General features: G+C 45.7%; 6 protein-coding genes. 3 read left to right on the top strand and 3 right to left on the bottom strand.

The window, feature by feature from the left end:
- Position 1: 1 nt before the first annotated feature.
- A complete protein-coding gene (locus NDI35_RS19525) occupies positions 2–370 on the bottom strand; it encodes a phage holin family protein (protein WP_333036939.1) in 369 nt (122 codons plus the stop codon).
- A 109-nt stretch (positions 371–479) separates the two neighbouring features.
- On the opposite strand from NDI35_RS19525, the gene NDI35_RS19520 reads away from it, so the two are divergent.
- Entirely contained in the window at positions 480–977 is a 498-nt protein-coding gene (locus tag NDI35_RS19520; protein WP_445314178.1) for a pentapeptide repeat-containing protein, read from the top strand.
- Positions 978–1,216: 239 nt separating this feature from the next.
- Here NDI35_RS19520 and NDI35_RS19515 read toward each other — a convergent pair whose 3' ends face one another.
- Positions 1,217–3,418, bottom strand: a complete 2,202-nt coding sequence (locus NDI35_RS19515) for a transglycosylase SLT domain-containing protein (RefSeq protein WP_445314177.1) — start codon at positions 3,416–3,418, stop codon at positions 1,217–1,219.
- Positions 3,419–3,756: 338 nt separating this feature from the next.
- On the opposite strand from NDI35_RS19515, the gene NDI35_RS19510 reads away from it, so the two are divergent.
- Entirely contained in the window at positions 3,757–5,235 is a 1,479-nt protein-coding gene (locus NDI35_RS19510; protein ID WP_445314176.1) for a leucyl aminopeptidase, read from the top strand.
- A 414-nt stretch (positions 5,236–5,649) separates the two neighbouring features.
- Positions 5,650–7,872, top strand: coding sequence for a PAS domain-containing sensor histidine kinase (locus NDI35_RS19505; protein WP_445314175.1), 2,223 nt, complete (start codon positions 5,650–5,652; stop codon positions 7,870–7,872).
- A 129-nt stretch (positions 7,873–8,001) separates the two neighbouring features.
- Here NDI35_RS19505 and NDI35_RS19500 read toward each other — a convergent pair whose 3' ends face one another.
- A complete protein-coding gene (locus NDI35_RS19500) occupies positions 8,002–13,365 on the bottom strand; it encodes a trifunctional serine/threonine-protein kinase/ATP-binding protein/sensor histidine kinase (protein WP_445314174.1) in 5,364 nt (1,787 codons plus the stop codon).
- Positions 13,366–13,398 lie beyond the last annotated feature (33 nt).

Here is a 13,398-nt window from a genome sequence, read left to right as displayed (position 1 = left end):
ATTACTGAGACAAAGTATTGGCATTCACAAATCGACCAATCAACCCAGAAACAAATGACAACACAATGGAACCCACCAAAGCCGGCCAAAAACCGCCAACCACAAAGCCGATATTGAACGCACCCGCCAACCACGAAGCCAGGGAAAGCGAAATTGCATTCACAACGAATAAAAACAAACCTAAAGTAATAATGGTCAAAGGCAGCGTCAGCAATGTCAGAATCGGTCTGACAACCGCGTTTACCAATCCGATAACAACAGCAGCCAGCATCGCCGCCGGAAAGCTAACCACCGAAATACCTGGTACAATGTTAGCGGTAATGATCAGCGAAACCGCTGCTACTATCCAAGTTAAGAAAAAACTTAGCATATCTTTTTTTTCATCTCCATCACTATTAATTAAGATTGTACCTGTTTAGTCGAGCGACCCAAGTTCGGGATACACTACGAAATACCCACCTTGCAAGAATATCAGGCTTATGAAACTCCGGCAACTAACAGCATTCCTCTTGGCGCTAACTATCTTCATCCTGCCGCGGCCAGCCCTGGCTCAATCTAAATATTACGCTCCGCCGTTGTCCTTTAGCAACGCCGAACTGACAAGACGCGATTTTTCCGGTCAAATGCTGCGCGCCGCCGAGTTTTCTAACGCTAATATGGACTTGACTAATTTTTCTAATGCCGATTTGCGGGGAGCAATTATGAGCGCTTCGGTGATGACTCAGGCGAATTTGCACGGAGCGAATTTAACTAATGCAATGATAGATCAAGTTAAATTTACTAATGCCGATTTAAGTGATGCAATTTTAGCGGAAACAATTTTGCTGCGTTCTACTTTTGACGGAGTTGATATTACCGGCGCTGACTTTACCGACGCAATTATGGACGGCTCACAAGTTAAAGAATTGTGCACAAAAGCCAGCGGTATTAATTCTCAAACAGGGATTTCTACTCGTGATTCCTTGGGATGCCACTGATTTATTTTACAATCCTATAATTTCAATTTGTGGAACGGGCATCTTGCCTGTTCCGAGCTAGAAACTCACCCCTCAATCAATAAATACACAAAATAAATTTGTTTTTGGGACGACGGGCCGGAGAACCCGTTTAGGGCGGGCTAGAAGCCCACCCCACAATCAATAAATACAACAAATAAATTTGTTTGTGGAACGGGTTCTCAGGCCCGTTCCTGAAAGCTTAGCCTAAACCCAATTTACTAAGGCTTTGCTTTTTTCTGAGCAGCCGCATAATGCTCACTCATTAACTGATTAACTTCTGGATTGTATATCCGCAGATAATTCCAGTAATTCTCAAACACCGATTTTACGTATCCTTTCGTTTCAGGAAACGGAATCTTTTCGGCAAAAGCATCCGGGTCACTAAAACTAAACCTCTTCAACCAATCTGCTACTGCAGTCGGCCCGGCATTGTAACTCGCCACAGCTAACATCGAGTTATTCTTGTACTCGTCGTGAGTGTGATCCAAATACCACGTACCGAGTTTAACGTTGTCGTCCACATTCTCCAATGAATACTTTTTGAGGCTGATTTGAGCGGCAACCCAAGCTGCTGTTTCCGGCATTACTTGCATTAAACCAGTGGCGCCAACTGATGATTTGATTGCGGGCATAAACCGCGATTCTTGCCGGATTAATGCTGTTACTAATACTGAATTTAGTTGGCGTTCTTGCGACCATTTGACAATGGTTTCCAAGTAAGGAAAAGGATAAAGTGCTTGCCAATAAATCGGTTGCTGTCTGAGTTCCAGGTATTGGACTCTATCATCTGGTTTATCGCGCTGCCGCAAACTACCCACCATCCACAAACCGTCTAAGTTGTCTCCAACTCCTACTCGCATTAAACCGTCGGTAAACTGTTCGGCAATACTTGGTTCTACGCGGTCGATAAATTCTACTTGCCACAGCGTCCAAGCATCCCTATCTTGACCTAATTGATAGAGTTCTTTTAACGCAGGAGAACCGGCGGTTGGTTCGGGGCGCTGAGGTGGCCGCACTACATTGGGAGACAAATCTCGGACTGTGGTAAAGTCGCCGACTGGCCAGCCAAGAAGTACAGCCGATCGCCACGCAAAATATGATTCTGGATAGCGTAAGATCGTATAGTCAAATGCAGTCTTGGCGTCTTGTTGGCGGCCGAGTTGCTGTGCCCATTTCCCGACCCAAAATGCTGCTTCTGGAGCTTGTTCGCTGTCGGGATTGTGGGTGGTTAATTCTCTCGCCCACTGCCAAGCTGATTTTAAATCTCCGCCTTTGGCATACTGCTGGGCGATCGTCCACCGCAATTCGCCGGCTTTATCAGAATTATTGTATTTTGTCAAGAGCAATTTCCGGGTGTCTGAGGCGGATTGACCGCTGCGTGCTTTGTCGAGAATTTGCGATTTATCTAACAAAGCTTCGGGGGCATAATTGGGAAATTTGCTAATAACTCGATCGAGCAAAACGATCGCTTCTTTCGGTTCGCTCAGCCGCGATAGCCGAATTAAACCCAAACCAGTATCTTCGGCATCGGGAAACTGGCGCACTAATTCTTGATAGGCAATTCTCGATTCCGGGATTTTTCCGTCGAGCCACAAACCGCGAGCTTTTCGGTAAAGATTTTTGGCGTTGCGGGGAGCTTTCCCGTAAGCAATAGCTCCTTTGCCGTAATCTTGTTTTTCCCAATAACCAAAGGCAATTTGTTCCCAATCTTCCGGTTTCAAAGCGGCGCTGTTTCGCTGCACCAGTTGTTCCAAAATTGTCCCGTAATCTTTGACATAATGACCGTGTTTTGCTACGAGCAGCATCAACTGCGGCTGATTAGGATTTTCTTTTAACTTGCGGAGGGCAATTTCTACGCTGCGGGGATGAGCGGGAAATTCAGTAATTGCCTGTTGCCAATATTCCGGTTTTGACTTGCCTAAAACATATAAAGCTTCCGCTGCTACCGGGTCGCTCGGATAGTTTTTGAGCAGTTCCTGCCAAGCTTTTTGGGCTTTGCCTTTGTCGCCGGTCAATTGGTAGGCTTCCGCTCTTTTTAGGGCAATGTGAGCAGCTAAAACCGGATATTCTTGCTCTAATTTATCCAATAAGTTTAATGCTTTGGCGGCATTTCCTTGCTGGATTAAATCGCTGGCAAGCAGGTAGCGGGCGCGGCTTTGAGGGGAGATTTCCTGCTGCGGGTTCGTACTTTCAGACTGACTGGCTGCGAGTTCAACTAATTTCGCAGATCGCTCGCTCGGTGACAGCGACACAAGCATCTTGACTTCCGATTCGGAATTCGCTGCATTCAGGGGCTGCTGAGCCTTCTGGACCGAGCCAAAACCCATCCATTTCATCACAGCAACCAAAGAGCCGATCGCAATAACGCAAACTGAAACGCTGATTAAAACAGAAAATCGGGTCCGGCGTCGTTTTAGCATGGGAAAATTTAAGAGAATAAGATATAGAGAACCGATCGTTTGTCAAGAGCTATCACAGGCAGGATGGGTGTTCCACGCCATCACAGGCAGGATGCCTGTTCAACGAGAAATAAATGTTAAGAGTGGGGCAAAAACGGACAGCCGACCCCCAAACAGATGATTGAGATTGGTGGAAGATCCGAGCGCAGGCGGACTTGGCTGATATAGTAGCAGAATTTATTTTGATGTGGAGCGGAAAATTTGTGCGATCGATCTATTTACCCGCACAAAGGAAAAACCACAAACCACCAAGTACAAAGTACAATCTAAAATCTAAAATCTAAAGTGTAAATCAAAACATGGAATTTCTAGTCACCGATACGCCCCGCTCTGTTTGGACGGGAGACGCCCTGGCAATTGGTCTATTTGAGGACGCCCTGGAACTCACGGGCGATCTGGCACAATTAGATGAAAAGCTGGCAGGCACTTTGAAAGAGCTGCTACTGGAAGTAGATTTTAAGGGCAAAGTGGGTACGAGCGCCATCACCCGCGTCGGCGGCAATAATCCCATTCGCAAAATTGCGATCGTCGGTTTGGGCAAAACAGAGGATTTAAAATTAGACACCGTGCGGCAAGCAGCAGGCGTTTGCGCCAAGTTAGCCAAAAAAGAGAAATGCAAAACCCTCGGAATTAGCTTTCCGGTGTGGAAAAACGCGCCGGATGTTACAGCAAGCGCGATCGCCGAAGGTGTAGAACTCTCCCTAAATCAAGACAACCGTTTCAAATCGGAACCTGAAGACAAAAGCCCGCAAATCGAACACATTCATTTGCTCGGTTTGGCCGGTACCGAAAGTGCGATCGCCCGCGCCCGCAAAATCACTGCCGGAGTCATTTTAGCACGGGAATTAGTCGCAGCGCCGGCAAATTTTGTCACCCCGATTACCATGGCAGAAACTGCTCAAAGTCTGGCTGCAGAATGCGGTTTAGAATTAGAAATACTGGAGCGGGAAGACTGCGAAAAACTAGGAATGGGAGCCTTTCTAGGCGTAGCTTTAGCATCTGATTTACCGCCAAAATTTATCCACCTAACTTACAAACCAGAAGGCACACCGCGCCGCAAAATAGCAATTGTGGGCAAAGGATTGACCTTTGATTCTGGGGGTTTGAACATCAAAGGTGCGGGCAGCGGCATTGAAATGATGAAAGTAGATATGGGCGGCGCTGCGGCTACTTTGGGAGCGGCAAAGGCGATCGGACACATCAAACCCGATGTGGAAGTTCACTTTATCAGCGCCGTCACTGAAAACATGATCAGCGGCCGTGCCATGCGCCCTGGAGACATCCTTACAGCTTCCAACGGCAAAACAATTGAAGTCAACAATACCGACGCTGAAGGTCGTTTAACCCTGGCTGATGCTTTGGTATTTGCTGATAAATTGGGAGTTGACGCGATTGTCGATTTAGCCACTCTAACCGGGGCCTGCGTAATTGCTTTGGGCGACGATATCGCCGGTTTGTGGAGTCCTCAAGATAGCGTCGCCGCCGAAATAGTCGCCGCCTCAGAATTGGCAGGCGAAAAATTTTGGCGAATGCCGATGGAAGAAAAATATTTTGAGGGCTTGAAAGCATTGCACGCCGACATGAAAAACACAGGCCCACGTCCCGGCGGTTCGATTACGGCGGCGCTATTTTTGAAGCAGTTTGTAAAGGATACTGCATGGGCGCATTTAGATATTGCCGGCCCGGTTTGGACGGACAAAGAAAATGGTTACAATGGCCCTGGGGCTACCGGTTTTGGAGTTCGGACTTTGGTGCAGTGGGCCCTGGGCGGCGCTTAATTGTGGATTTCCAGCCCAAAAATTGAGATTTTCTCTGCCTTAAAAGTCTGTTAGTCCATCTGTGAGCCAGGGGTTAAAAACCCCTGGCTCACTGCTTAAGTAATCTAAAAGAAAATTTAATAGTGATCATTAACAATTTAAATGTTTCTGAATCAATAGCTAGGCGAACCTATTTATTCCGTTACAGGGAGCAACCTAAGCGTTGCTAGCCGTGAGGCTCAGCATTGCTCATACTTGCGATAAAGCTTCGTTTCCGGGGCCCAACATCCACAGTTTTGACATTTCCTGAAAAAAATAGCTGTTTCCTAAAAAATGAAAAAAGTATATAATTATGTAAATATTTCACTAGCCGAAATCAAATAATTAGATTTGATCGGATTTGCATTGGTACAGATAATTTTTTTCTTGAACTTTATGCAAGAACAATTAACAATTTTTTTTTCCACACTTGCTGTATCTTCTACACTCGCCTGCAACGTGGTGCCGGAGTTGCGATTGTACGCTGTTTTTGACTCGCTGACGGCACTGGCTTATTGTTCGATCGCCCTATCTTTAGTTTATTTTACCCGCCAAGGTTCTCACCGCAAGATTTTCCGGGTGTTTGCCGTGGTTTTTTTTGCCTGGGGCGCGGCTAAATTGACGGAAGTTTGGACGCTTTGGCATTCCATATATTGGCTGTCGGTAACTCTCAAAGCTGCAAGTGCTTTGATTTCTTGGCTTTTAGCCGCAACCGTCCTCGCCCTGATGCCGAAAGCACTTGCCGAGTCTGGTTTAAATCAAAAAGAAAAAGTTCAACAACAGTCGTTAAAACAGGTAGAAGAAAATCAGCACCAGCATGATATCGAGAAAGGAGAATTGGCAAAACAATTGATCGATCTTTACGCTTCGGATACTATTGTCGATCGCGCTTTAGCTCTCAATTCGCTTAATGAACAGTTAGAAAAAGAAATTGCCGATCGCCACCGAGTTGAGGAAAAGTTGCAACTGACTCAATTTGCGATCGACCGATCGGCAGATGCGATATTCTGGATCGGACCCGACGGTAAATTTTTGTACGTCAACGACGCTGCTTGCACTTCATTGGGATATTCTGCTGCAGAATTGCTCTCGATGACCGTGCACGACATCAATCCAGATTTTCCCCAAACTGCTTGGAGTTTGCACTGGAAAGTCTTAAAACGCTGCGGTTCGGTTAATATTGAAGTTCACCACCTCACTAAGTACGGTCGCATTTTTCCGGTAGAAATTACGATCAACCATTTGGAATTTAACGGCAAAGAATATCAGTGCGCGTTTGCTCGCGACATTAGCGAACGCAAGCGGATTGAGGCAGTTTTGCGAGAAAGAGAAGAAGAATTTAGATCATTAGTTTCTAACATTCCCGGTGCGGTTTATCGGTGCAGTGCTGTTGGGCGATCGAGCCTAACTTTTATTAGCAGTGGCATAGAAGCTATTTCCGGCTATCCGGCAGCTAACTTTATGCAAAAACCGGTGCAGGCTTTTCCGAGTATAGTTCATCCCGATGACGCTGAGCAGATCGAGACAATTATCGATCGGGCTATTAAGACAAAACAACCTTACATCATCGAATATCGCCTGATGCACTGCGACGGAAATGTGCGGTGGGTTGCAGAGAAAGGCCAAGCCCTTTTCAACGCAGACGGTGAAGTTTTATCCCTCAACGGCGCCATTTTTGACATAACAGAACGCAAAGCAGCGGAGGATGCTTTACGGCTCTCGGAGGCGATCGCCAATAACAGAGCCCAGCAGCTAGAAATCGCTCTCAAAGAACTTCGAGAAACTCAAGCTCACCTAATTCATACCGAAAAAATGTCAAGTCTCGGTCAAATGGTAGCTGGAGTAGCTCACGAAATTAATAACCCTGTCAGTTTTATCTACGGCAATATTTCCTACGCCAGCCAATATATCCAAGACTTGTTGCAGCTTGTGGAACTTTATCAAAAACACTATCCTCAGCCCGTGGTAGAAGTTCAAGAATGTATTGACAATATCGATTTAGAATTTCTGAGAGAAGATTTAGTAAAAATATTATCTTCGATGAAAATGGGAGCAGATCGCATTCGCGAAATAGTTCTGAGCTTGCGAAATTTCTCGCGTTTAGACGACTCTGTAAAAAAATCTACGAACCTTCACGAAGGCATAGATAATACCCTTTTAATATTGCACAACAAACTCCGAGCCAGAGGCGACTATCCAGAAATCAAAATAATCAAAGATTACGGTCAACTCCCTTTAATAGAATGTTATGCAGGTCAGCTCAATCAGGTATTTATGAATCTCCTTAGCAACAGTATTGACGCATTGGAAGATGCTTGCAACCAAAAAAGGCGCTCTGCGGCGGTCGGCGACGATTGGAAACCAACTATTAGGATTCGCACAGAAGCCCTGAACGAAAATAGTATTTGCATCCGCATTGCCGATAATGCGATCGGCATGACAGAAGACGTGCGGAGCCGATTATTTGACCCGTTTTTCACGACCAAACCGATGGGAAAAGGCACTGGTTTGGGGTTAGCCATCAGTTACCGAATTGTCGCGGAAAAACACGCCGGAGCCTTGAGCTGCCGTTCCACCGTAGGAGAAGGTACGGAATTTGCGATCGAGATTCCTTTATAAATTAGTGCAACGGAAGTATCAAGAATTTGGCCGAAGTTATCGATCGCTATAAATTGTCAAGTGGGCTGTAAAAAAAAATAAATTTTCAAGAAAAATCCCAAAATTGGCTATAAACTACCAAGGTAATAATCAACATGGCAATGATATCGTAAACTCCGTCCCTTTTCCAACTACAGAACTTACCTCGATCGCCCCTCCATGTTTCTCAACTACAATCTGCCGTGCGATCGCCAATCCCAATCCCGTGCCTTTACCCACACCTTTAGTTGTAAATAAGTGGTCAAAAATATGACCTTTTATCTCATCTGATATCCCTGGCCCGTTGTCAGAAATGCGAATTCTCACCCACTCAGAAGACTTTATTTCTGTGCGAATCGTGATGCAATGGGCTGGGGCTTTAATCTTCTCTAAACTCGGTTCCCGATTTGATTCTTCCAGTGCATCAATGGCATTGGCCAATATATTCATAAACACCTGATTTAATTGTCCGGGGAAGCAATCAACTGATGGCAAGTTCCCGTACTCTTTCACAACTTCAATCGCTGGACGCTGTTCGTTCGCTTTCAATCTGTGTTTGAGAATCAAAATCGTACTGTTAATTCCGTCATGAATATTGAAAGGAACTTTGTAATCTTTGTCGGCGCGGGAGAAGGTACGAAGACTGGTGCTGATACCTTGAATGCGATCGCACCCGAGTTGCATCGAATTCAACATTTTGGGTAAATCTTCTAAGAGATATTCGATATCGCTCTCTTCAGCTTTTTCTTCAATCTCTTCACCCGGACTGGGAAATTTTTCTTTATAGAGTTGCAAGTATTCTGTAATATCTTTGACGGCGGCGATCGCTTCATGAATATTGCCCGAAATAAATCCGACTGGATTATTAATTTCATGGGCTACCCCGGCCACTAAATTGCCCAACGCCGACATTTTTTCGCTTTGCACTAATTGCAGTTGTGATTGTTCCACCTGGTGGGCATAGTCCTGGGCTTGCTGATACAATCGCGCATTTTCTAAGGAAATGGCAGCCTGAGTGCAGAGGAAGTTGAGGACGAGCAGACGAGCGCGAGTAAACACTCCTTTTGTCGAGCTATGTTCGAGATAAAGTATCGCCACTAAGTTCCCGCGATCGAGAATCGGAGTACATAGCATACTCTGAGAGTGATACTGGAGCGTACAGTCATTCATTAAACCCGGAATATCGGTCTTGCCACCTTCAATAACCACAGTTTCCAGAGTGTGTTTGACATAATAAACCAGCTTGAGCGGAATCACCGCCGAGCCTTCTATAGGTTGGGTTTGGAGTAAGGTTGTGGGTAACTCGTTATCTGGATTGAGGTGAGTTATTGCCCGGATTTGCCATTCATCCTGATGGGGGAGTAGCAAAGCACAAGTTTCTGCGCCCGAAGTTTTTAAAATAATTTGGTTGAGGCTACCGAACAATTCATCAAGCTGAATTTTACTGGATAAAGCTTGAGCAGCTTGCACAATAGAGGCGAAATCAAGGGCATCGGAAATACTGGTGCTGCTATTACTGGAAGTCTGCGAAGAGTGGCTAATTGTTGCCAGCGTCTCTAGAGGATTAAAGCGAAGTTTGGGCTGATTCAGGATGGGATGAAGTAACTGCGGATACCTTTTTTCTAAGTCTTCAACCTTGGCTAGTGCACCCCAACGGGCATAACAGTAATACGCCTCCTGCATATAGCTGGCGGCGACTTTTTCTTTGCCCCATGCCCAGTAGAATTTTGCTGCGAGTTCGTTGGCTAATCCTTCCTCTTGGATATAACCGTTTGCCTTGGCACCTTGAATTGCTAAATCATAAAATTCTATAGCTTCTGTTTTGCAATTGAGGAGTTGATACTTTTGGGCTTCAACTAAATGATATTTGTGCAAGTAATTCATGGGGCCATAATCTGCCCAGTCTTTTAGCTTGGCTTGATTTTCTTTTATTCGCTGCCATCGCGGCTCCGACTCCGACATTGATTCACCAGGAGTGGCCAGCACGTTCAGAGAATCATAGAAATAGAAGATCGGTTCAACAATACTTCCCATCCCTCCAGCCAAATACTGTCGCGTTTGAGCGGCATCGTGTTCTGCTTTAGCAAAGTCTTCCAGCCAGTAATTCAATGTGAATCGATACAGGTAGAAGAAGGATAGGCGGTAAAAATCGACTTTTGCCTCAGCAAGGACTTTTTCTTCATAGGCATCCTGGCGTAAGGGAATTTCGTCCTCTGACTCACCCAAGAGAATTTGAGCCGCCTGCCAGTACGCCAACACACAGTTTGCTGCCGTCAATTGGTTGAGGTCGCACAACTGTTGGTAATAGGCGCGAATTTGCGGTTCGAGTTCAGCCAGCGGTTGACCGTACCAATAAGCATTGAAACAGTACAACTGAGCGTCGTAGCCCATAAATTCTAGATTGCCCGTTTCTAATCCAGCTTGATAGCCATCGAGAAGAATGGGCAGCGTTTCTTGCAGATGGATCGTCCAAGAACCCACATATGCCCCCATTAACATCGCAGTGGCGGCTCGAATGTTTTTGGCATCGGGTTCTAAGGCCAGTTGGTATCCTAATTGCCCAAACTGAGGCACCATTGTCATGTCGCCCCACAGCATCCTCAGTTGGAAGGCGTAACCCACGTAGCAAAAAGCTGAAACCGGACTATTGCCGAATTGGATGGACAACTTAACCTGAAGTGCCACCACCAGGAAATAAAGCTTGGTGCCGGACATATAACAGACGGGTGTTAAGCGCGCCGCATTTTGCATAATGGCCAGTTGCTGCGGATCGCTCATTTTCGGCAGATGGAAGAATGATTCAATAGAGCGACCTTCAATTAAGGCATCAATTTCTTGCTTCAACTGCCGAATATCGTCTAGGGTGGGTTCATTTGGTAAGTTTACGCCTAACATTTGGAAGACAGATTGACCTATAGCGATCGCCTCGACAAATTTATTGTGGGCGACCAACGCCTGGATTTTGACTTGGTAAACTTGCACCTGTTCTAAAGGTGTTTTCGCATGATGAATCACCGCTTCAATCCACTGGTGCATCTGCTCAAAATCGCCAGCCAAGAAAGCCACCTCGGCAGCCAAGTCGTACAAAGATAGGGTCATTTCATACTGCCGTTGCCAAGCGTCTGTTCCCAGCAGTTTCAGCCCCACTGTGGCATATTCGCGGGCGGCTTGATATGCGGTGGCGGCTCTGGCTTTGTGGCAAGCAGTGAGGTTGAGTTGGGCGAGTTCCTCCCTTTCCTGTTGTTCTACAACCAGTGTGGTTCCGTAGTTCAACTGATTGACTAATTCAAAAATGCGTTCTTCTCTGGCTTCTGCGGAAATTTGTTGCTGCAGCAGTTGCCCGATTTGATAATGGGTGATCGCGCGTTCTTCTTCAGGAATCAAAGAATAAGCAGCTTGTTGGACGCGATCGTGCAAAAAACGATAGGCAACGGTTTGAGTAGTCGCTTCAGAAATCGCCTGTTGAGCGCCTACATAAAATTTATAAACTTCACTTTGGGGAATAATCAGCTCTTCCTGTAAAGCTTTCCACAATGCGGTTGCGGTTTCCGTCTCCGAACTCTCTGAAACAATTGCCAATGTTGCCAGATCGAACTGATTGCCAATACAAGCTGCTAATTTTAAAACCGACTGAGTTGTTGCTGGCATTTTTTGCAACTGCTGCGCCATAAATAGCACCACATCATCAGTGAGCGCTGCCTCTCTTACTTTGCTAATATCGCACTGCCAATGTCCCGATTGCATCTCAAAAGTAATCAATTCATCCTGATGCAATGCTTTGAGAAACTGCGTTGCAAAAAATGGGTTTCCTTTAGTTTTTTGATAGACCAATTCTGTCAGCGTTTGTGCCAAATTAGGATGACAAACTAGCGTATCCGCTACCAATTGATTTAAACTGATTTGACCGAGGGGTGCTAATGTAATAGTGTTGAGTGTGGTTCCTGCCTTCCTCACTTCATCTAGGGTCAACATCAGGGGATGGCCTGGTGATACTTCATTATCCCGATAGGCTCCCAGCAGCAACAGATAACCTAATTGCGACTCATTGACGAGCAATTGCATTAATTTCAGCGATGCCGAATCTGCCCATTGTAAATCATCCAAAAATATGACCAATGGATGCTCTTTTGTGGTGAAGACAGCAATGAATTTGTGGAAGAGCAAATTAAAGAGATTTTGAGCAGCCATCCCCGATAATTCAGGGGCTGGGGGTTGTGAGCCAATAATTCGTTCTAGTTCGGGAATGACTTCAATAATGACTTGTCCGCTGTCACCGAGCGCTTCGAGAATTTGAGTTTTCCATTCTTGGATTTTGGCATCACTTTCACTCAGTAATTGTGCCATAAAATCGCGGAATGCCTGGACAAAGGCGGAGAAGGGGATGTTGCGGTTGAACTGGTCGAATTTGCCTTTGATGAAATAGCCGCGCTGTCGGACAATGGGTTTATGAACTTCGTTGACTACTGCGGTTTTTCCAATCCCGGAGAACCCAGCGACTAGCATTAATTCTGATGTGCCATTTGCCACGCGCTCGAAGGCATTCAACAGGGTTTGTACTTCTGTTTCTCGTCCATAGAGTTTTTCGGGAATCAGGAAGCGATCGCATATATCCCGTGTTCCTAACTCAAAAGTTTCAATTTTTCCAGTTTCTTGGCACTGCTGCAAACACCGTTCTAAGTCATGTTTCAATCCCAAGGCACTTTGATAGCGTTTTTCGGCATTTTTTGCCATCAGCTTCATGACAATATCCGAAACCACCTGCGGGATTTCTTTGCTGTTTATTGAAGGAGGTTGTTTGGCAATATGGCAGTGAACCAATTCCATGGGGTCGTCACATTCAAATGGCAGTTTTCCTGTCAGCAGTTCGTAAAATGTGGCTCCCAGAGAATAAAAGTCGGTGCGGTAGTCGATGCCTCGGTTCATTCGTCCAGTTTGTTCGGGAGAAATATAGGCGAGGGTTCCTTCTAAAACGTTGGGATGTTGAATTTCTTGAGTTTCTCTCGGCAGTAGGGAGGCGATGCTAAAGTCAATCAGTTTGACTTGTTTGGTTTCGGGATGTATTAGGACGTTAGCTGGCTTAATATCTTTGTGGATGACTCGATGCCGATAGAGTCCATGGAGAATGTCAGTTATTTGAATGCCAATTTCCAAGATTTCTGCCAGAGTCAGCGAGGCCTCTTGGGCGTAGTCTCGCAGAGAAATGCCCCCAAAATCCTCCATTACTAGGGCATAGCTGTGGCGATAGGACTCCAAATTGTAGGGTTCAACGACTCCCGGCAGACGTAGGTTTTTGGCGATGGTGTACTGGTTGCGGAATTGCAGCAGTTCGCTGAAGCTGGGATAGTCTCGATTTAATAGTTTAATGACAACCGGAAGCTGATCTGTTTCTCGAATGGCTCGATAAACTAGGGTTCTCGAACCGCAGTATAATTGCTCAACCAGATGATATCCTGAAATTCTGTTTGTCAAATCCACTGCGGTACTCCTATGGATTACTCCATCTTAGAC

This window comes from Microcoleus vaginatus FACHB-2002 (genome assembly GCF_040004035.1).
Lineage (GTDB): Bacteria > Cyanobacteriota > Cyanobacteriia > Cyanobacteriales > Microcoleaceae > Microcoleus > Microcoleus vaginatus_C.
This window is presented reverse-complemented; position numbering and strand designations above follow the sequence as displayed.

Coding starts and splice junctions, on each gene's coding strand:
- NDI35_RS19515 (WP_445314177.1), bottom strand. CDS start 3,418: ATGCTAAAACGACGCCGGACCCGATTTTCTGTTTTAATCAGCGTTTCA.
- NDI35_RS19505 (WP_445314175.1), top strand. CDS start 5,650: ATGCAAGAACAATTAACAATTTTTTTTTCCACACTTGCTGTATCTTCT.
- NDI35_RS19510 (WP_445314176.1), top strand. CDS start 3,757: ATGGAATTTCTAGTCACCGATACGCCCCGCTCTGTTTGGACGGGAGAC.
- NDI35_RS19520 (WP_445314178.1), top strand. CDS start 480: ATGAAACTCCGGCAACTAACAGCATTCCTCTTGGCGCTAACTATCTTC.
- NDI35_RS19525 (WP_333036939.1), bottom strand. CDS start 370: ATGCTAAGTTTTTTCTTAACTTGGATAGTAGCAGCGGTTTCGCTGATC.